We start from the raw sequence: 19,873 nt of genomic DNA on the forward strand, positions 1-19,873 counted from the left end.
GTTCTTTCTAGCGTGCGCCGGCGTCGGCCAGCAGCCTCTCGATCTTGCCATAGCCGCGCTGGCGGGCATGGGTCAGCGGGCTGACACCCTCGCCATCGGCAAGGTTCACGTCGGCGCCGGCCTTGATCAGCAGGCGTACGATCTCGGTGTGCTTTTCACCGCCACTGCCGAGGATGATGGCTTCGAGCAGCGCGGTCCAGCCGAGGCGGTTGACGTGATCGACGTCGATGCCGGCTTCGATCAAGGTCTTGACGGTCTCGACATGGCCGCGCTCGGCGGCCGGGATCAGCGCCGTTCCGCCATAGCGGTTGGTGCTCTTAAGGTCGGCGCCATTGGCAAGCGTCAACTTCAGGATGTCGAGATGCCCACGCGCGCCGGCATAGAGATAGGGGCTGTCCTGGATCTTGTCCTTGGCGTTGACGTCGGCGCCGGCCTCGATCAGGGCACGCGCCGCATCGACGCGATTTTCATGGGTGGCGGCGAGCAGCGCCGTCGCACCGCTGGCGTCGCGCGCTTCGATGCTCGCGCCTTCCTTGAGCAGCGCCTTGACCTTGTCTGGATCGCCGGTCTCGGCGGCGGAGATCAGCTGGTTTTCAAGCATCGAGGCCCCCACGGTTTGAGGTGCAAGGCTGAAGGCGGCAATGGATGCGCCGATCAGCGAGCCGAAAAGTCTTGGTCGCATTTGTTCTTTCCGATCATGCGGGCCGGCCGAATGGGTCGGTCGATCGCAATGGTTCCGGTTAAGAGCGGACGAGGAAACCTCGAAAGGGCTCCATCCGTGCCGCTCTTGCTCATCGCAATCTCGTGCTTACTTGAGCCGATCCGTGACCTTTTCAAGGGCGCAAGACACGCGTCGTCGCCGAACCTCTCCCGCGCCCGGCGTGGCCCTCCCGTGTGCGACCATAGGCAGTGCCGCATTCATTTGGAAATTAAATGTATGAATGCTATCAAGCGGAAATATGAATGCTCAACCTTTCGATCTGGATCTGCTGAAAGCCTTCGCGGCGGTGGCCGATTGCGGCGGTTTCACCGCTGCGGCCGGCCGGCTCAATTCCACCCAGTCGACCGTCAGCCAGAAAGTCCTGCGGCTGGAAGAGCAGGCCGGCCATCGGCTGCTCGAGCGCAGCCATCGCCAGGTCCGCCTGACGGAAGCGGGCGAGCAGTTGATCGGCTACGCGCGGCGCATGCTGGCGCTGGACGCGGAAGTGCGGCAGATTCTCTCGGGCGCATCGGTTGCCGCGACGCTGCGCCTCGGCCTGCCCGAAGACTTTGCCGCCGGCCGCACGACCAGCACACTCGCGGCCTTTGCCCGCCGCCACGAGAACGTCAGACTCGAAGTGACGAGCGGGCTCAGCCGCGAGCTGCGGTCGCTCTATGATCGCGGCGAGCTCGATATCGTCGTCGTCAAGCAGCGCCGCGTCACGGGCGATGCCGTGAAACAGTGGCAGGAAAGCCTGTGCTGGATCGACAGCGCCGCCCATCCTGTTCTGGCGCTCGATCCTCTGCCGCTCGTCGTCTTTCCGCCGCGCGGCCTCTATCGCGACGACATGGTGGCGGCACTGGATGCCTCAGGGCGACGCTGGCGCGTGAGTTATACCAGTTCCAGCCTCGCCAGCATTCAGTCGGCGGTCGCCGATGGGCTGGGCATCAGCCTGCTGCCGGCCCGCGTCGTCCACGACCGGCACCGGACGGTGGGGCCGCAGCAAGGACTGCCGATGATCGAGACGATGGAGATCGCCCTCTATTACCGGCCCGAGGCCGGCGCGCTGGTCACGCAGCTTGCCGAAGACCTCTCGGCGCTCATCGGCGATGACAGTCGGGACGAGGTATGACCTCGCCTTCGTAGCTCACCCCAATCCGTCGGCGGAAATGTCCAGAACGGTATCAGAGCATCGAGCGGCTGAGGCCGCCATCGATGGGCAGCGCCACGCCGGTGATGTAGCTTGCCTGACGGCCCGCGAGGAAGGCTGCGGCCGCCCCGAATTCCGCCGGCGTGCCGTAGCGGCCGATCGGGATGTCGCGTTGGCTGCGGGCTGCGACCGTCTCGATATCGAGCCCTTCGCTTTCGGCGTCCATCCGGTCGAAGCTGAGCGTGCGGTCTGTGGCAAGCCTTCCGGGCAGAAGCAGGTTCACGGTCACGCCGTCGGCAGCGACCTCGCCGGCGAGCGTCTTCAGCCAGCCGGCAACCGCACTTCTGAGCGCATTCGACGCGGTGAGCCCGACGATCGGTTCGCGGATACTGGTGGAGGCGACGGCGATGATGCGCCCGAACTGGCGTTCCCGCATGCCGGGCAGCAGCCGGCCGGCGATGCGCATGCCGGCCAGCACCATGGTCTCGAATTGCGCCCGCCAGAAGTCCGGTTCGATGACCGAGGCAGGTGAGGGCGGCGGCCCGCCGCCATTCAGCACCAGAATGTCGATCGCGCCGAAATCGGCTTCGAGCTGGTCCAGCAGGCCATCGAGGCTTTCGGGCTTCGAGAGGTCGAGGGCGTAGCCGCGCGCCGAAGGGCTGATGTCGCCTGCCACCTTGGCCGCCGATGTCGCGTCGCGGCCGGTCAGCGCCACGATGACGCCTTCGCCGGCGAGAGTCTCGGCAATACCGCGCCCCAGCCCCTTGCTGCCGCCAAGCACCAGCGCACGTTTTCCAGCGATACCAAGATCCATGACCGACCCTCCTCGATTGCGGAATTCAGAATGGCTTGGCATCCGAGCTACACCAGATTTTCTCGCAGCGGAATCGTTTTGACGTCAGTGGATGTCGGAATGCAAAAGCCCGGCCGCACCGCGGCCGGGCTCTCAAGCGCCCTCCCTCATTCTGTCGCTTAGCGGCAGATGCGGATTTTCTTGTAGTAGCGGTTGCCGTAGCTGTCGTAGCGCTTCACCGTCTTAAGGAAGCAATAGGGTTCGTCCTCGTAGTAGTAGGGTCCGCCATAATAGCTGCCGACGTAGCCGACACGGCCGCTCCAGCCATGACCGTAGTAGCCGTTGCCGAAGCCGATCGAAATGCCACCGGCCTGCGAAGGTGCTGCAAAGGAGATGGCAGCGGTAATGGCGACAGCGGCTGCGACGATGAACTTGCGCATGATGATCTCTCCTCCGGATGGGTTGGGATGAACCTTTGTCATCCATGAGACGAAAGTCGCATGAAGCCGAGATATTCGCAGTTCCGGATGGAACAGGATGCTGCCGGCGGTTGCGCTGAACCGCGATCGGCCGGCCACAGTCCGTGCCGGTTGCCGGCCGTTGCGGCCTTCAAGCGGCCTTCGGCGCCGCAGGTTCACGAATGCGGGCCATCGCGAACACGTCGGCCAGCACACCGTTCCTCAGCGCATAGGCCCGGTGCGTACCCTCCATCTCGAAGCCGGCCTTGCGGTAGAGCGCGATCGCGGGCTCGTTGTCGGTAAAGACCGTAAGCTCGATGCGGCTGATGCCGAGCCAGTTATCGGCGGCGTCGATCAGAGCGGTCAGCAGCGCCTTACCGATGCCCTCGCCGCGATGGGTGTCGTCGACGCTGATCCCAAGGGCCGCGGAATGATGCCGGCGCCCCTTGCTGCGATGCAGTCCGGCCATGCCGAGGATCCGGTCGGCGCGCTCGGCGACGATGACGACGCTGTCGTCCGAGAGGCTCTCCAACCACTTGCGTGTCTGTTCCGGGGTGGCGAACGGCTGGCGCAGCGTGCCCGAGCGGATGCCCGGCTGGCTCATCAGCGCCGCGATCGCTTCGAAATCGACGACGCGGGCCGCGCGGATGTTGATATCTGAAGGGTCGTTTGCGTCGGTCATTGTTTCCTCTCTTTGGTTCCGAGGAAACAGGTCCCAACCCTGCTCGCCTCGGCAGGGTTGGTGGGGGACATTTCGCTTAAGTCAGCGCAACAGGTCTCCCGCACACCCTTGGGGTATGCGTGCAAAGCACCATGGTGAGAATAGAGCGATTATCCATGCGGGAAGGATAGCAAGCGTGGGTAGAAAGACAAGCCCGCCGCGCCGGTTCGGGCGCGGGCGGGATCAGGTCACCTGCCAGGCGATATAGACGAGCGTGGCGGCGATGAGCCACAGCGCGATGCGGCCGGAGCGCGTGTGTTTCGCTTCCGCCTTGCCGATCGCATGCGCGGTCTCGGCGTCGAAGCGCAGACCGTTTTCGCTCATCGCCATGATCTCGCTCGAAAACTTCTCCGTGCGGGCGGCGATTTCGGGCGCGGCTTCAGCCAGCCTGAGTGCGGCATGCAGGCCGTCGCGCAAATCGGTGACGATGCGCTTCGGTCCGAGATTGTCGCGGATCCACTTGCCGACGACCGGCTCGGAGGCCTTCCACATGTTGAAGCGCGGATTGAGCGTGCGAGCCACCCCTTCAACGACCACCATGGTCTTCTGCAGCATGACGAGCTCGGGGCGGGTCTGCATGTCGAAGAGCTCAGTGACCTCGAAGAGCAACGTGAGCAGCTTCGCCATCGAAATGGTTTCGGCCGGCTGGCCGTGGATCGGCTCGCCGATCGCGCGGATCGCCTGGGCGAAACTCGCAGCATCGTGGTGCGAAGGCACATAGCCCGCCTCGAAATGCACGTCGGCCACGCGCTGGTAGTCGCGGGTGATGAAGCCGAAGAGGATCTCGGCCAGGAACCGGCGTTCCTTCTTGCCGAGACGGCCGACGATGCCCATGTCGACGGCGACGATATGGCCGGCATCGTCGACGAAGAGATTGCCCTGATGCATGTCGGCATGAAAGAAGCCGTCGCGCAGCGTGTGGCGCAGGAAGGACTGGATCAGCACTTCGGCTAGAAGGTTGAGGTCGTGGCCTGCGGCCTTCAAGCCCTCGATGTCCGACATCTTGACGCCGTCGATCCACTCCATGGTGACGACGTCGCGCCCGGTCCGCTCCCAGTCGACCTTCGGCACGCGGAAGCCGGAATCGTCCTTGGTGTTCTCGCCAAGCTCGGAAAGGGCGGCCGCCTCCAGACGAAGATCCATCTCGATCTTCGTCGTCTGTTCCAGCGTCTTGGTCACCTCGACCGGCTTCAGCCGGCGGGTGTAGGGCAGGAAACGCTCCTGCATGTGGCTGACGAGATACATCGCCTCGATGTCGGAGGCGAAGCGTTGCCGCACGCCGGGACGGATGACCTTGACCGCGACCTTCTCAGGGCCGCTGTCGCGCATCACGATCGCCGGGTGCACCTGAGCGATCGAGGCCGCGGCCATCGGCTCGGAAAACTCGGCATAGAGATCGTCGACCGTCCGGCCGAGTGATCCCTCGATCGCGGCCTTCGCCTCGTTCTGCGGGAAGGTCGCCATGCGGTCCTGCAACAGCGACAGGTCTGCGGCAAACTCCGCGCCAACGACGTCGGGGCGGGTTGCGAGGAACTGGCCGATCTTCACATAGGAGGGGCCGAGCCGGGCGACGGCGCGCGACAGCCGGTCGCTACGCTCCTCTCCCGGCACTCTGCGCCGCGCCAAAAGTCCGGCCGCCTTCTGGGCGAAACGGGCAAAGGGTGGCAGGTGCTCCGTCGGGACGGCCGAGACGACGCCTTCGCGCACGAGAACCCAGCCGATCCGCGCGAGGCGGATATATGCTCCAGGCGTGCTCATCGGGATCAGATTTTCCAGCCGGAATGCAGCGCTGCGATGCCGCCGGTGTAATTGGTGAAGGAGACGCGCGAGAAGCCCGCTTCCTTGATCATCGTCGCGAAGTCCTTCTGGTTCGGAAACTTGCGGATCGATTCCACCAGATACTGGTAGGGCGCTTCATCGCCGGTGATCAGCTTGCCGAACTTCGGGATCGCGTTGAACGACCAGGCATCATAGAAGCGGTCGAGCAGCGGCATTTCCACTTCGGAGAACTCCAGCACGAGCAACCGGCCGCCGCGCTTCAGCACCCGGTATGCCTCCTTCAGCGCCACGTCGATGCGCGGCACGTTGCGGATGCCGAAGGCAATCGTATAGGCGTCGAAGGTATTGGCCTCGAAAGGCAGGTCCTCGGCATTGGCCTCGACGAAATCGAGGTTGGCGGAGAGCTTCTTCTTCTCGGCCCGCTCGGCGCCGACGGCCAGCATCGAGCCGTTGATGTCGAGCACCGTCGAATGCGCCTTGCGGTCGGAGGCTTCGATGATGCGGAAGGCGATATCGCCGGTGCCGCCGGCAACGTCGAGCGTCCTGTAGCCCTCGCGGCGTGGCGGGTTGAGGGCCGCGATCATCGCATCCTTCCAGGCGCGGTGCAGGCCGGCCGACATCACGTCGTTCATGATGTCGTAACGCTTGGCCACCTTGTGGAAGACGTCGTTGACGAGCGGCTGCTTCTCGCCCGTGCCGACGTTGCGGAAACCGAAAGATGTTTCCATGCCGCCATCGGCCGATACGCGCTGATCCGTCATACGAAGAACTCCACCTGAACCAATTTTTCCGGCACCATAGCGAAAAGGCCCGTCACACGCTATCTCGTGGGCGGGACTGCGGCTGCGGCATAGCGCACCCCTATAGGATAAGAAGGCCGCCAAGGAAATGCCAACCACCGCATCCGGTGGCTGAGATCGAAGGAGTGCGTTCATGCCGGAGTTGCCCGAGGTCGAAACCGTCAAGCGCGGCCTCGCGCCGACCATGGAAGGCGCGCTGCTCGTGAATGCGGAATTGCGCCGGCCGGATCTGAGGTTTCCCTTCCCGGAGAATTTCTCCTCGACCGTTGCCGGCCAGCGCATCGTCTCGCTGTCGCGCCGCGCCAAGTATCTGATGATCGATCTGGAAGCCGGTGACGTGATCATCGCCCATCTGGGCATGTCCGGTTCCTTCCGCATCGAGGTGGGGCCGGCGGCAACAACGCCCGGCGAATTCCACCATCCGCGCGGCAAGGATGAAAAGCACGATCACGTCATCTTCCATCTCGACGGTGCGCAAGGCCCGGTGCGGGTGATCTACAACGACCCGCGCCGCTTCGGCTTCATGGACCTTGCTCGCCGCGACACGGTGGCGAGCCACGCCTATTTCCGCGCGCTCGGCGAGGAGCCGACCGGCAACGTGCTCGATGCCGCCTATCTCGCCGCACGCTTTTCCGGCAAGGCCCAACCGCTGAAGGCGGCGTTGCTTGACCAGAAGAACATCGCCGGTCTCGGCAATATCTATGTCTGCGAGGCGCTCTGGCGCTCGCACCTGTCGCCGCTGAAACCGGCCGGCGCGCTCGTCGACAAGCGCGGCAAGCCGAAGGAGGGGCTCGTGCGCCTGACGGATGCGATCCGCGAGGTCATCGCCGATGCCATAGCCGCCGGCGGATCGTCGCTGAAGGACCATATCCAGGCTGACGGCTCGCTCGGCTACTTCCAGCACTCTTTCTCCGTCTATGACCGCGAAGGACAGGCTTGTCGCACGACCGGCTGCGACGGTACGGTCGCCCGCATCGTGCAGGCGGGACGCTCAACCTTCTATTGCCCGCACTGCCAGAAATGAACGCCAGTCCCTGAGTGGTCTGGTGATGAACCGGAGGAAACAGAAATGACCTACGAAACGCTGCTGGTCGAAACACGCGGCCGCGTCGGCCTGGTGACGCTCAATCGTCCGCAGGCGCTGAATGCGCTGAACTCGACCGTGATGCGCGAGCTTGCCGCGGCGCTGAAGGCCTTCGACGCCGACAAGGAGATCGGCGCCGTGGTCCTCGCCGGCTCGGAGAAGGCGTTTGCCGCTGGTGCCGACATCAAGGAGATGCAGACGCTCGATTTCGTCGACAGCTATCTCGGCGACTTCATCGGCGGCTGGGATCAGGTGGCGGCAGCTCGCAAGCCTTTGATCGCTGCCGTTTCCGGCTACGCGCTTGGCGGCGGCTGCGAGCTGGCGATGATGTGCGACTTCATCATTGCGTCCGAGACCGCGAAGTTCGGCCAGCCGGAAATCACCCTCGGCGTCATTCCCGGCATGGGCGGCTCCCAGCGCCTGACGCGCGCCGTCGGCAAGGCGAAGGCCATGGACCTGGTGCTGACCGGCCGGATGATGGATGCGGCCGAGGCCGAACGCGCGGGACTCGTTTCGCGTGTGGTGGCGCCGGAGAAATTGATGGAGGAAGTGCTCACTGCTGCCGAGAAGATCGCCTCCTTCTCGCTGCCCGCGGTGATGATGGCCAAGGAGGCCGTAAGCCGCTCGCTGGAGCTGACGCTTGCCGAAGGCCTGCGTTTCGAGCGTCGGCTCTTCCACTCGCTGTTTGCGACCGAAGACCAGAAGGAAGGCATGGCCGCCTTCGTTGCCAAGCGCAAACCGGAGTTCAAACATCGCTAGCCCAGAGCACGGCGCGCAGATTCTGGAAATTGCGCGTTGACGGGGCGGCGGTTTCCCGCTATACGCCGCCCTCAGTTTGGAACGCCATTCTGGGCTTTCCGGAAATACTCCCGAATTGCTTTGATGACAGGTCGCAGTGACCCGGCACGGCGAGGGGCGGAGTTCATGTCAGTTTTCGAAGAGAGGCACAAATGGCCAATACAACTTCGGCGAAAAAGGCGACCCGCAAGATCGCACGCCGCACCGCAGTGAACAAGGCCCGTCGTTCGCGCGTTCGCAACTTCATCCGCAAGGTTGAAGAAGCGATTGCAACCGGCGACCAGGCAGTTGCAGCCGCAGCGCTCAAGGCAGCTCAGCCCGAGCTGATGCGCGCAGCCACCAAGGGCGTCCTGCACGCCAACACTGCATCGCGCAAGGTTTCGCGTCTTGCACAGCGCGTAAAGTCGCTTTCGGCCTAATCCGGCTAAGAAAAATCTGTTAATCGAGAGCCCGGCCCTTGCGCCGGGCTTTTCGGATTCATACTTCTGTCATCGCGATGGTTAATCTGGCGGCTTGGGCTTATGTCAGTGCGATGACAAGATTTATATAATTATTTCAATGGCTTGTGAGAGGTCCTTATCAAAAGGATGTCTCTGACTGGGGGTCCGTTCGGCCCATTCTGAGTCAAGCGAATTTTTATTTTTTTTCTTTTTCGCCAGCTAAGCAAAGAGCGAAAAATCAAAACCCTTGATTCAACAGGGATTCTTCTCGGACTCGGAATGCGGCAAGCAAATGGCGGCCGGAGAGTCAACGGCCAGCGCTTAAGGTTGCGTAAAAATCGCGATTGATCTTGCCCATCGATCCTGCCTAAATGCCCTCCACAGGGGACACGGACCACATCTGTAAAAAGAAGCAAAAGAGGCCATTTCGAAGAAATGGTTTCGATGTTTCTGTCCTTTGTATCAGGGCGGCTCCGCGTCGTTCAATCAGACAAGTCGAAGGTGAAAAAACCGGATGGTTCATACCACTCCGGACGGGAAACTTTCGTCCTGTGATTGTGAGGCGGCCATCTGCAGCACCTGCGTCCGGTCGGACGCCTAGAGGTCGCTGCGGCGCTTTGACGGCTGCCTGTCTTGCCCTTTGATCGGCTACGACAAAGGAAACATGCAGGAGGCCTCGATGGAGGGTGCAAGCGGCGCCCGACGCGAGGCCAAGGTCCAACGCGCGGCTCATCGCTTCGTACGAGGGTGCGACGAGCTGTTGACGAGGAGGAGGATCCGGTACGGCGCGGGAGCGCGTCGAAGGGATTGTTGACGAGAGGCGCGAGGGGACATCCTCCGGCCCAGCAGGGCAGGTGGGTGCGCGTAGCGCGCAGCGAGGCGGGAGATGAGGAGCCCGGCGTCGTCTGCGACTGTGACGTTCGGCGAAAGCGGCATGGCCCATACGGGCGCCGCGGGCGGCGGACATAAGAGATGAGGCCGGCAGCGATGACGGCATCTGAACATGAATTGGAAGGCGGCAAAATGCAGATGAATTTGGTGACGGCGGGCGCACTTCAGAAAGAAGGAGACGCATTTCAAGCCGGAAGCAATCTATCTCAGGCGGCGGGGGAAAAAACCGACATGAGGCACGACGCACTGTTTGAGCGGGTAAGTGCGCGTCTCAAAGCTCAAGTCGGTCCGGATGTCTTTGCAAGCTGGTTTGGGCGTCTGAAGCTCCATTCCGTATCCAAGAGCGTTGTGCGCCTTTCGGTGCCGACCACGTTCCTGAAGTCCTGGATCAACAACCGTTATCTTGACCTCATCACCTCGATCTTCCAGCAGGAAGACGGCGAGATCATGAAGATCGAGATCCTGGTGCGCACGGCAACCCGTGGCGCCCGTCCGACCACCCAGGAAGAAGCGCTGCCGCAGGCGGCAGAAGCAGCTCCGGCTCAGCCCGCGCGCCGTCCGGCCGCAGCCCAGCCGGTGGCAACCGTTGCCGCGGCGACTGTCGCAAGCATGCAGAGGCCGACCCAGGCGCCGCTCTTCGGCTCGCCGCTCGACCAGCGCTACAATTTCGAAAACTTCGTCGAGGGTTCCTCGAACCGCGTGGCGCTTGCCGCCGCCCGGACGATTGCGGAAGCCGGCGCCGGTGCGGTGCGGTTCAACCCGCTCTTCATCCATTCGAGCGTCGGTCTCGGCAAGACGCACCTTCTGCAGGCGATCGCCATCCAGGCGCTGCAGAGCGCGCGTGCGCCGCGCGTCGTCTACCTGACGGCCGAATACTTCATGTGGCGTTTCGCCACCGCGATCCGCGACAACGACGCGCTGTCCTTGAAGGAGTCGCTGCGCAACATCGATCTCCTGATCATCGACGACATGCAGTTCCTGCAGGGCAAGTCGATCCAGCATGAGTTTTGCCACCTGCTGAACATGCTGCTCGATTCCGCCAAGCAGGTCGTCGTCGCAGCCGACCGCGCACCGTGGGAACTGGAATCGCTCGACAGCCGCGTTCGTTCGCGTCTCCAGGGCGGCGTCGCCATCGAGATGGACGGCCCGGACTACGACATGCGCCTGGAAATGCTGAAGCGCCGCCTGGACACGGCCCGTCAGGACGACGGTTCGCTCGACATTCCCGGCGAAATCCTGAGCCATGTGGCACGCAACGTGACCGCCAGCGGCCGCGAACTGGAAGGTGCCTTCAACCAGCTCCTGTTCCGCCGCTCCTTCGAGCCGCAGCTCTCGCTCGAGCGCGTCGATGAATTGCTCGGCCACCTCGTCAACGCCGGCGAACCCCGCCGCGTGCGCATCGAGGACATCCAGCGCGTCGTCGCCAAGCACTACAACGTCTCGCGCCAGGAGCTCGTCTCCAACCGCCGCACCCGTGTCATCGTCAAGCCGCGCCAGATCGCGATGTATCTGTCGAAGACGCTGACGCCGCGCTCCTTCCCGGAGATCGGCCGTCGCTTCGGCGGACGCGACCACACGACCGTGCTGCACGCCGTGCGCAAGATCGAGGAGCTGATTTCGGGCGACACCAAGCTCAGCCATGAGATCGAGCTGCTGAAGCGCCTGATCAACGAATAGTCGAGGCGCATTGCCGCAAAAAAAGCCCGGGTTCGCCCGGGCTCTTTTATGTTACCGGACCGCTTTCAGTGCCGGCCGCCGCGGACGCTTGGTCGCCGCATTCCCCACACCCTGCTCGGCTCGTGCCTGTTCGATGATCCAGGCGCGAAAGGCCGTGACCGGCGGGCGGTCGAGTGCGGCCGGCGGGTAGACGAGATGGTAGGCAAGCCCGGTCATCACGCCCTCAGGGAAGGGGGCTTCCAGCACACCCTCCGCAAGCTCGCGCGTGACCAGCGACAGGCGCACCAATGCAACGCCGTCGCCGGCCTTGGCCGCCTCGATCGCGCCGTTGCTGTTGACGAAGACCGGCCCTCGCCCGGCGTCCACCCCGTCGGCGCCCGCCGCATCCAGCCACAGCCTCCAATCCTGACGATGGACGTCGTGCAAGAGCACATGCGCGGCAAGCTCACCCGGCATGTCGAGTGGGTTCCTGGCCCGTAGGGCCGGGTGAAGCACCGGCACCGGGTCGTCATCGATCAATCGTTCGCTCACAAGACCGTCATAGCGGCCAAGCCCATGACGGATGGCGATGTCGACCCCATCGCTGTTGAAGTCGGTCAGCCGATTGGTGGTGCTGATGCGCACGTCGATGCCGGGCACCTGTAACTCGAAGGCGCCGATGCGCGGCACCAGCCATTGCGCGGCAAAGGTGGGCGTGCAGCTGACCGTCAGCACCGGCGCACGCTTGCGCGCCGTCAGTTCCTCGGTCGCCTCGCGCATCATTCGGAACGCGCGCCTGAGCGTTGCGAAATAGGTGCTGCCGTCCTCCGTCAGCGCCAACTGTCTCGGCCGGCGCTCAAACAGCGTCACTGCTAACGCCTGCTCCAGTTCGCGCACCTGCAGGCTGACGGCGCCAGGCGTCACGTTCAGTTCTTGCGCGGCCTTGGTAACGCTTAGATGTCGCGCGGTGGCCTCGAAGGCGCGAAGCGAGGCAAGCGAAGGAAGGTATGTCGACATGGTTTAGCCAAACTCAATCATGCTGCGAGAAATGATCGTTTGTTCGAAGCTCAATATCCTGAGAATAATGGCACAAAGTCAAGATGGTCGATGCCATCACGGTTTAGCCTGACAAACAAACGAGGGTTAAGGCAATGACACAAGCAACGCAGGCCAAGGTCATGGGCGCCCGGGAATGGGGCATGTTGATCCTGCTCTCCATTCTGTGGGGCGGCTCCTTCTTCTTCATCGGCGTCGCCGTCAAGGCGTTGCCTCCAGTCACGATCGTGGCGCTCCGCGTCAGTCTCGCGGCGCTCGCGCTGCTCGCCTTCGTTCGACTGATGGGACTGTCGATGCCGCGCGACCCGCGCGTTTGGCTGGCCTTCTTCGGGATGGGGCTGCTCAACAATCTCATCCCTTTCTCGCTGATCGTCTGGGGGCAGACGCATATCGCAAGCGGCCTTGCCTCGATCCTCAACGCCACCACGCCGCTGTTCGGCGTGATCGTCGCGCATCTCCTGACCGATGACGAGAAGCTGACAGCCAACCGGTTTGCAGGCGTCGTCGTCGGCTTCCTCGGGGTCGCGATGATGATTGGTCCGGCGGCGCTCGGTGGCCTTGGTTCGAACCTGCTTGCCCAGGTCGCAGTGCTTGGCGCAGCGCTCTCCTATGCGCTCGCCGGTGTCTTTGCCCGCCGCTTCAAGCGCATGGGCGTGGTGCCGATCGTGACGGCGACCGGTCAGGTCTCGGCCGCAAGCATCATGCTGGTCCCGCTGTCGCTGCTGATCAATCATCCCTGGACGCTTCCGATGCCCGGCTTCGACGTCTGGGCGGCGATCGTCGGCATCGCGCTGATTTCCACGGCGCTCGCTTACGTCCTGTTCTTCCGCATCCTGGAAACGGCCGGTGTCACAAACCTGATGTTGGTGACCTTCCTGATCCCGGTCAGCGCCATCCTGCTTGGCGCTTTGTTCCTCGGCGAAACGCTGGAACCCAAGCACTTCCTGGGCATGACCTTGATCGCGGCCGGTCTGGCGGCGATCGACGGGCGGCTTCTGCGCCTCTTTTCCCGGCCGGCCATCGACACCAAGTTAGAGTGCCGCGACAACGCTTGAGCATTTCTGATTTGCACGCATTGCGGGCCGGTGGGCGAAAGCACCACCGGCCCTGTTTTTTTCATCCGGGTTGTCGGCTATTGCTTGCCGCCACCGTCTTTGTTTCAGGAGCTGGAGTTCCGATGCTTTACGCCGTGTTTTGCTACAATCAAGAAGATGTCACGAACGCCTGGACCAAGGAGCAGGACGAAAAAGTCATGCATGATCTGTTGGCCGTACAGAGCAAATATGCGGAGGCAGGCCGGCTTGGGCCGGTGGCGCGCTTGATGCCGACGACGGCGGCGACGACGCTCCGGCACAGTCACAGCGAGACGATCGTAATCGATGGCCCGTTTGCCGAGACGAAAGAGCAACTGCTCGGTTTCTATGTCATCGACTGTGCGTCTCTCGATGATGCGCTCGAGTTCGCCCGTGATCTGAGTTCTGCCAATCCGGCCGCCGGCTCCTATGAAATCCGTCCTCTTGCCATCTACAAACCCAGTGAGCTTGCTTCATGACAGACACAGCCTGGATAGACCTCGCTCTCGTTTCGGCCCGGCCGCAGGCCGTGGGCGCGCTGTTGCGCTATTTCCGCAACCTCGACACTGCCGAAGAAGCGTTTCAGGAGGCCTGTATCCGGGCTTTGAAGACCTGGCCGAAGAGCGGCCCGCCGCGCGACCCTGCCGCCTGGCTGATCTTCGTCGGCCGCAACAGCGGCATCGACAAGGTGCGCCGCCAGTCCCGCGAAACGGCGCTGCCGCCGGAGGAAATTCTTTCCGACCTCGAGGATCAGGAGGGCGCGCTCGCCGACCAGCTCGACGGCTCCCACTATCGCGACGACATTCTTCGCCTGCTGTTCGTCTGCAGCAATCCGGCGCTGCCGGCAACGCAGCAGATCGCGCTGGCGCTGCGCATCGTCTCGGGCCTTTCGGTCAAGCAGATCGCCCGCGCCTTCCTCGTCAGCGAGGCGGCGATGGAACAGCGGATCACGCGGGCCAAGTCGCGTGTCGCGGCCGCCGGCCTTGCCTTCGAGACCCCGGATGCGGCCGACCGGTCAGATCGGCTCGCCGCCGTCGCCACGATGATCTACCTCGTCTTCAACGAGGGCTATTCGGCGATGAACGGCCCGGAAAGCGTCTCGGCCGACCTGTGCCAGGAGGCGATCCGGCTCGGACGCCTGCTGCTTCAGCTTTTCCCGGCCGAGCCGGAGATAAAGGGGCTGACGGCGCTCATGATGATCCAGCATTCGCGGGCGCGCGCCCGCTTCGACGCCGATGGCGCCGTCATCCTGCTTGATGACCAGGACCGCAGCCTGTGGGACCGCTCGCTGATCGACGAGGCCTTGGCGCTGATCGACAGGGCGATGCAGTACCGCCAACCGGGCGCCTACCAGATCCAGGCGGCGATCGCGGCGCTGCATGCCCGCGCCGAGCGTGCGGATGAGACCGACTGGGCGCAGATCGACCTGCTCTACCAGGCGCTCGAGCGGCTGCAGCCCTCTCCGGTGATCACGCTCAATCGCGCAGTGGCGGTTTCGAAGCGTCAGGGGCCGGAAGCCGCGCTGGCGATGATCGCGCCCTTGGCGGAAAAGCTCTCCGGCTATTTCTATTTCCATGGCTTGAGCGGCCATCTCCTGAAGCAGCTCGGCAAGGTCCGCGAGGCGCGTGTGGCCTTCGACCATGCGATTGCGCTTGCGACCAACGCGGCCGAATGCGCTTACATCCGCATGCAGCTCGACAAGCTCGATGAAACGCCTGGTATCGAGATCTCCGAAAGAAAAATCTGACGGTGCCTGTCGGGATCCCTCATGCGCTTTCGTCCTTGGACCGAGAACGAAATCCAAGGAGAGAAATCAGTGACCACCAGCCTTGTTATGCCCGCCCCGACGGCAAAGTCGATCATCCTCGGCCGCTTCCTCAGCGGCGTGCTAGTCGCCTTCCTGATTTTCGATGCCGTCATCAAGCTCGTGCCGCTTGCCGTCGTCACCGAAACCATGGTCGCGCTCGGCTATTCCGCCGACCAGGGTCTGGCGCGGCTGCTCGGCATTCTCACATTGTTGTGCACGGTGCTCTATGTGATCCCGCGCACCTCGATCCTCGGCGCCATTCTGCTCACCGGCTATCTCGGCGGGGCGATGGCGACGCATCTGCGGGCCGGCAGCCCGCTCTTCACCCATCTGCTTTTCGGCTTCTATCTCGGCGTGATCGCCTGGGGCGGCCTCTGGCTTCGGGATCCGCGGCTGCGCGCCCTCATTCCCTTCAGCAACTGACAGAAACGGAGCGATCGAAAGACGACCATGACCAAAACAGTCAACGACTACATTGCCGGCCTCTCCGGTGTCCCGGCCGACGTGGCGAAGCGCCTGCATGGTGCCCTCCTGGCCACAGGCGCGCTCACTGACGCCGTCAAATGGGGCCATCCCATCTATGAGGCCGGCGGCGCGGTCTGTCTGCTCAAGGGGGCAAAGGATTACGTGACCTTCGGTTTCTGGCGTGGCGCCGAGATGCTCGATCTCGACGCACGCCTGGAGAAGGGCGGCGGCAAGGGCGACATGGCCTATATTCGCCTGCGCACCACCGATGACGTGGACGACGCTCAGGTCGCCCGGCTGGTGGCTAGGGGCATCGAGCTCAACCGGCTGAAGGGCGATCCGATGAAAGCCGCCTAGACGAAACAAACTTGCATCGTGGCCGAAGAAACAGAGCGCCTTTATCGGCTGCGATGCAATATCTCTTCACGGGAACAGGAATTCACGCCAGATCCCGCGAGGCAGCCATGATCCTCTACTATCAAACCCACTCTCCCTTCGCCCGCAAGGCGCTTGTCTTTGCTCACGAGATCGGCCTTGCCGACCGGCTGAAAGTCATCCACCACGAGACGAGCCCAACGCGGCGCAACGACGAGGTCTATGCCGAAAACCCGCTCGGCAAGGTTCCGGTGCTGCTGCGTGAGGGCGAAGAGCCGATCTTCGACAGCGATGTCATCTGCGCCTATCTCGATACGCTGCATGAGGGACGCAAGCGGATCCCCGAGGTCGGCGAACCTCGATGGCGGGCGCTGCGCATGCAGCCGGTGGCGCAGGTTCTTGCCCAGACCGGGATCGGCTTGCGCTGGGAGTGGGAGAGGCGCCCCGAACATCTGCGCTATCCGGAACTCGCCAAGGGCTACGAAGAAAAGATCGAGGCGACCTACGATTGGCTGGAGCAGACGTTGTCGCCCGAGGAAGACGTGGATATCGGGCAGATCGCGCTGGCGACGGCACTGTCCTGGATGGCGTTTCGCAACCTGCCGTCGTTTCGCAACCGTCCGAGGCTGACCCGCTGGTTCGATGCATTCGAAGGCCGGCCGTCGATGCAGGCCACGCCGCTGTCAGGTGAAACGTTCGATTGAGTCTGTAGCCGGCGAAGACCGCCTGCCCTCAGGGGCAGGCGAGATCAGCGACCACGGCGTCGAGGATCAGCATGCCGGCCGGCGTGCAGCGCAGGCGCGAATTGCCCAGCCGCTCGATGAAGCCGTGATCGATCAGGAACTGCTCGCGCTCCGGGTCCGGGTCGCGGCCGGACAGCGTCTGCCATCGCGCCAAGTCGACGCCTTCCTTGAGGCGCAGACCCATCAGCAACAACTCGTCGGACTGTGCTTCGAGATCGAGGGATTCCCGCTCGATCATGCCGTGACCATGGGTCTCGACGAGCCGCAGCCATTCCTCCGGCTTGCGCTCCGTAGAGGTCGCGATCTTGCCATTGCCGATGCCCAGGCGCCCATGGGCGCCCGGGCCGATGCCGGCATAGTCGCCGTAGCGCCAATAGGTGAGGTTGTGCCGGCTCTCGGCACCCGGGCGGGCGTGGTTTGAAACCTCGTAGGCCGGCATGCCGATGGCGGCGGTAATGTCCTGCGTCGCCTCGTAAAGCACTGCCGACTGCTCGCCATCAGGCACGATCAGCTTGCCGGCCTTGTGCAGGCCGTAAAAGGGCGTGCCTTCCTCGATCGTCAGCTGGTAGAGCGACAGATGGTCGACCGCGTAGGAGACGGCTTCCTTCAGCTCACGCTCCCATTCTTCGACCGTCTGGTTCGGACGGGCATAGATCAGGTCGAAGGACATGCGCGGGAAGATCTCGCGCGCCAGCCGGATCGCCTTCAGCGCGTCCTCGACATTGTGCAGCCGTCCGAGGAACTTCAGATCGCGGTCGTTCAGCGCCTGGACGCCGAGCGAGACGCGATTGACACCGGCAGCGCGGTAGCCGTGGAAACGCGTCGCTTCGACGCTCGACGGGTTCGCCTCCATGGTGATTTCGATGCCGTCGGGCACATGCCAATGGCGAGCGATGCCCTGGAGGATGGCATCGACCGTCGACGGCTCCATTAAGGACGGCGTGCCGCCGCCCATGAACACGCTGGTGACCGTGCGCGGGCCGGAGAGTTCGCGCACCTCTTCCATTTCCTTAAGGAAAGCTGCAACGAAACGCGGCTGGTCCACCGGCTGGTGGCGCACATGGCTGTTGAAGTCGCAATAGGGGCACTTGGCCGCGCAGAACGGCCAATGCACGTAGACCCCGAAACCGGGGTCCATGCCGTCACCGATCGCCGATAGCGTGGCAGTTTGCATTATTGCGTCTCTCATGGTCACTTTCAGTAGAGAGCGGGATGCGAGCGGAAAACCGCACGCACTTTTCCTCATCCCGCTCAGATCAGGCTCCGAGGCAGGTCTCGGCAAAGATCTTGAAGGCGCGGGCGCGGTGCGACAGAGCCTCTTCGTCACCCGGCTTCCAGCCGTGTTTCTCGTCGGCGCTCATCTCGCCGAAGGTGGTCTCGTAGCCCTTGGGCTGGAACACCGGATCATAGCCGAAGCCCTGGCCGCCGCGCGGCGGCCAGACGACGAAACCTTCGACCTCGCCGCGGAAGAGCTCGACATGACCGTCCGGCCAGGCAAGGCAAAGAACCGAGACGAAACGGGCGGTGCGCTCGGAAGGCGTTTTGGCGCCTTTCTCCTGCAGCGCATCTTCGACCTTCTGCATGGCCATGGCGAAGTCGCGGCTGCCATCTTCGCGCTCGGCCCAGTTGGCCGTATAGACGCCGGGCGCTCCATCGAGCGCGTCGATCGCGAGACCAGAATCGTCCGAAAGTGCCGGCAGGCCGGAGGCCTTGGCCGAGGCGAGCGCCTTGATCGCGGCGTTCTCCTCGAAAGTGGTGCCGGTCTCGTCGGGCTCGATGAAGTTGAGGTCTGCGGCCGACTTCGCCTCGAAGCCGAGCGGGCCGATGAGATCGCGGATTTCGCGGATCTTGCCGGCGTTGTGGCTGGCGACGATCAGCGTCTTGTTGTCCAGTTTGCGCATGGTGTCTCGTTTCGTGTTCATTCGATGGACCAGAGGCCCGGTTCCGCACATTCAAGGCTGTTGCCGGCCGGGTCGCGGAAATAGAAGGACCGCGCCCCGTTCGGCCAGCGGGTGTCCGCTTCGATCGCGATGCCCGCCGCTTCCAGTTTCGCCTTCCAGGCGTCCAGCGCTGCGGCGGAAACCCGGAAGCACATGTGGCCCTGGCCGCTCGTGCCGTGCGGGATCGGCGGCTTCAGCGTTTCGGCCGGATTGAAAATCAGAAGCACGCCCGGTCCGCAGCGATAGAAGACGTGGCGGTTGCCGGCACGCGTGATCTTTGCGAGCCCGAGAATGCCACCGTAGAAGGCCTCGGCGGCATCGAGATCACCCACGTAAAGGGCGGTCTCGAGAATGCCTTCCAGCGCCGGGGCCATCTTGACGTTCCTTCCTCAGCCGGCGATCGCCTGCTTCTGCAGCGCGACCAGTTCGGCAATGCCGGTCTTGGCAAGGCCCATCAGGCTCGCGAATTCCTCTTCCGAGAACGGCTTGCCTTCGGCCGTGCCCTGGATCTCGACGATGCCGCCGGAGCCGGTCATAACGAAGTTGGCGTCGGTCTCGGCAGCGGAATCTTCGAGGTAATCGAGATCGATTACCGACTGGTTGGCGAAGATGCCGCAGGAAATGGCGGCGACGTGATCCTTCAGGACCTTCTCGACCTTGACCATGTTGCGGGCTTCCATCCACTTCAGGCAGTCGTGGAGCGCGATCCAGGCGCCGGTGATCGAAGCAGTGCGCGTGCCGCCATCGGCCTGGATGACGTCGCAGTCGATCGAGATCTGGCGTTCGCCGAGAGCCGGCAGATCGACCACGGCGCGCAGCGACCGGCCGATCAGCCGCTGGATTTCCTGGGTGCGGCCGCTCTGCTTGCCGCTGGCCGCCTCGCGTCGCATGCGCTCGCCGGTGGCGCGCGGCAGCATGCCGTATTCCGCCGTCACCCAGCCCTTGCCGCCATTGCGCAGCCAGGCCGGAACCTTTTCCTCAAGGCTTGCGGTGCACAGCACATGCGTGTCGCCGAACCGCACCAGACAGGAGCCTTCCGCATGCTTGGAAAAATTGCGCTCGAAAGAAACCTTGCGCATTTGATCGGTTTTTCTGCCGGATGGCCGCATCGTCAACTCCTATCGTATCTCGTGAGCCTTCTACT

The 19,873-nt window shown here is 63.5% G+C and carries 22 protein-coding genes; 11 read left to right on the forward strand and 11 right to left on the reverse strand.

All coding sequences use genetic code 11. The annotated features are described in order from the left end of the window. Positions 1-7 precede the first annotated feature (7 nt). On the reverse strand, positions 8-601 hold the full coding sequence (locus IB279_RS01570) for an ankyrin repeat domain-containing protein (protein WP_060608558.1): 594 nt from the start codon (positions 599-601) through the stop codon (positions 8-10). 358 nt (positions 602-959) lie between these two features. Here IB279_RS01570 and IB279_RS01575 point away from each other — a divergent pair, with 358 nt between their 5' ends. After that, a complete protein-coding gene (locus tag IB279_RS01575; RefSeq protein WP_113189516.1) occupies positions 960-1,832 on the forward strand; it encodes a LysR family transcriptional regulator in 873 nt (290 codons plus the stop codon). 52 nt (positions 1,833-1,884) lie between these two features. Here the strand turns inward: IB279_RS01575 and IB279_RS01580 are convergent, their stop codons facing one another. From IB279_RS01580 to ubiE, 5 genes are all read right to left on the reverse strand, one after another. After that, positions 1,885-2,664, reverse strand: a complete 780-nt coding sequence (locus IB279_RS01580; protein ID WP_090300971.1) for an SDR family oxidoreductase — start codon at positions 2,662-2,664, stop codon at positions 1,885-1,887. Between the two features lie 158 nt (positions 2,665-2,822). Then, on the reverse strand, positions 2,823-3,083 hold the full coding sequence (locus IB279_RS01585; protein ID WP_034797516.1) for a hypothetical protein: 261 nt from the start codon (positions 3,081-3,083) through the stop codon (positions 2,823-2,825). 169 nt (positions 3,084-3,252) lie between these two features. After that, entirely contained in the window at positions 3,253-3,783 is a 531-nt protein-coding gene (locus IB279_RS01590) for a GNAT family N-acetyltransferase (RefSeq protein WP_113189517.1), read from the reverse strand. 222 nt (positions 3,784-4,005) lie between these two features. Next, entirely contained in the window at positions 4,006-5,580 is a 1,575-nt protein-coding gene (gene ubiB, locus IB279_RS01595) for a 2-polyprenylphenol 6-hydroxylase (protein WP_060608328.1), read from the reverse strand. Between the two features lie 5 nt (positions 5,581-5,585). Beyond that, the gene (gene ubiE, locus IB279_RS01600; protein WP_034797505.1) at positions 5,586-6,362 is read right to left on the reverse strand and encodes a bifunctional demethylmenaquinone methyltransferase/2-methoxy-6-polyprenyl-1,4-benzoquinol methylase UbiE; all 777 of its coding nucleotides are present in this window, start codon (positions 6,360-6,362) and stop codon (positions 5,586-5,588) included. 172 nt (positions 6,363-6,534) lie between these two features. Between ubiE and mutM the strand changes: the two genes are divergently transcribed. From mutM to dnaA, 4 genes are all read left to right on the forward strand, one after another. Further along, positions 6,535-7,425 carry a bifunctional DNA-formamidopyrimidine glycosylase/DNA-(apurinic or apyrimidinic site) lyase gene (gene mutM / locus IB279_RS01605; RefSeq protein ID WP_113189518.1) on the forward strand — a complete coding sequence of 297 codons (891 nt, stop codon included), beginning with the start codon at positions 6,535-6,537 and terminating at the stop codon, positions 7,423-7,425. A gap of 45 nt (positions 7,426-7,470) precedes the next feature. After that, on the forward strand, positions 7,471-8,244 hold the full coding sequence (locus tag IB279_RS01610; protein WP_060519737.1) for an enoyl-CoA hydratase: 774 nt from the start codon (positions 7,471-7,473) through the stop codon (positions 8,242-8,244). Positions 8,245-8,435: 191 nt separating this feature from the next. Beyond that, positions 8,436-8,702: a 30S ribosomal protein S20 gene (rpsT, locus tag IB279_RS01615; protein ID WP_034797494.1), complete on the forward strand. Its 267-nt coding sequence runs from the start codon at positions 8,436-8,438 to the stop codon at positions 8,700-8,702. A gap of 1,143 nt (positions 8,703-9,845) precedes the next feature. Beyond that, on the forward strand, positions 9,846-11,291 hold the full coding sequence (gene dnaA / locus IB279_RS01620; protein ID WP_060519887.1) for a chromosomal replication initiator protein DnaA: 1,446 nt from the start codon (positions 9,846-9,848) through the stop codon (positions 11,289-11,291). 51 nt (positions 11,292-11,342) lie between these two features. Here dnaA and gcvA read toward each other — a convergent pair whose 3' ends face one another. Then, complete coding sequence (gene gcvA, locus IB279_RS01625; RefSeq protein WP_113293146.1) at positions 11,343-12,287, reverse strand: transcriptional regulator GcvA; 945 nt, start codon at positions 12,285-12,287, stop codon at positions 11,343-11,345. Positions 12,288-12,421: 134 nt separating this feature from the next. On the opposite strand from gcvA, the gene IB279_RS01630 reads away from it, so the two are divergent. From IB279_RS01630 to IB279_RS01655, 6 genes are all read left to right on the forward strand, one after another. Further along, positions 12,422-13,381 carry a DMT family transporter gene (locus IB279_RS01630; protein ID WP_246801841.1) on the forward strand — a complete coding sequence of 320 codons (960 nt, stop codon included), beginning with the start codon at positions 12,422-12,424 and terminating at the stop codon, positions 13,379-13,381. 122 nt (positions 13,382-13,503) lie between these two features. After that, entirely contained in the window at positions 13,504-13,878 is a 375-nt protein-coding gene (locus IB279_RS01635) for a YciI family protein (protein ID WP_034797485.1), read from the forward strand. Further along, complete coding sequence (locus tag IB279_RS01640) at positions 13,875-15,146, forward strand: RNA polymerase sigma factor (protein WP_060608319.1); 1,272 nt, start codon at positions 13,875-13,877, stop codon at positions 15,144-15,146. Before IB279_RS01635 ends, IB279_RS01640 begins: the two co-directional genes overlap by 4 nt. Before the next feature lie 87 nt (positions 15,147-15,233). Further along, a complete protein-coding gene (locus IB279_RS01645) occupies positions 15,234-15,629 on the forward strand; it encodes a DoxX family protein (RefSeq protein ID WP_034797480.1) in 396 nt (131 codons plus the stop codon). Positions 15,630-15,656: 27 nt separating this feature from the next. Beyond that, entirely contained in the window at positions 15,657-16,028 is a 372-nt protein-coding gene (locus IB279_RS01650; RefSeq protein WP_113189520.1) for a DUF1801 domain-containing protein, read from the forward strand. 107 nt (positions 16,029-16,135) lie between these two features. Further along, positions 16,136-16,750 (forward strand): glutathione S-transferase family protein, encoded by a 615-nt coding sequence (locus IB279_RS01655; protein ID WP_192338951.1) that lies wholly within the window; start codon positions 16,136-16,138, stop codon positions 16,748-16,750. A gap of 28 nt (positions 16,751-16,778) precedes the next feature. Here the strand turns inward: IB279_RS01655 and hemW are convergent, their stop codons facing one another. The 4 genes from hemW to rph all read right to left on the reverse strand — a co-directional run bounded on the left by hemW (position 16,779) and on the right by rph (position 19,838). Continuing rightward, positions 16,779-17,963: a radical SAM family heme chaperone HemW gene (hemW, locus tag IB279_RS01660; protein WP_060580654.1), complete on the reverse strand. Its 1,185-nt coding sequence runs from the start codon at positions 17,961-17,963 to the stop codon at positions 16,779-16,781. Between the two features lie 82 nt (positions 17,964-18,045). Further along, complete coding sequence (gene rdgB, locus IB279_RS01665; protein ID WP_034797474.1) at positions 18,046-18,690, reverse strand: RdgB/HAM1 family non-canonical purine NTP pyrophosphatase; 645 nt, start codon at positions 18,688-18,690, stop codon at positions 18,046-18,048. 17 nt (positions 18,691-18,707) lie between these two features. Continuing rightward, positions 18,708-19,103, reverse strand: a complete 396-nt coding sequence (locus IB279_RS01670; RefSeq protein WP_034797471.1) for a VOC family protein — start codon at positions 19,101-19,103, stop codon at positions 18,708-18,710. A gap of 15 nt (positions 19,104-19,118) precedes the next feature. Further along, a complete protein-coding gene (gene rph / locus IB279_RS01675; RefSeq protein ID WP_034797469.1) occupies positions 19,119-19,838 on the reverse strand; it encodes a ribonuclease PH in 720 nt (239 codons plus the stop codon). Between the last annotated feature and the right edge of the window lie 35 nt (positions 19,839-19,873).

This window comes from Ensifer sp. ENS06, assembly GCF_014852205.1.
Lineage (GTDB): Bacteria > Pseudomonadota > Alphaproteobacteria > Rhizobiales > Rhizobiaceae > Ensifer > Ensifer adhaerens.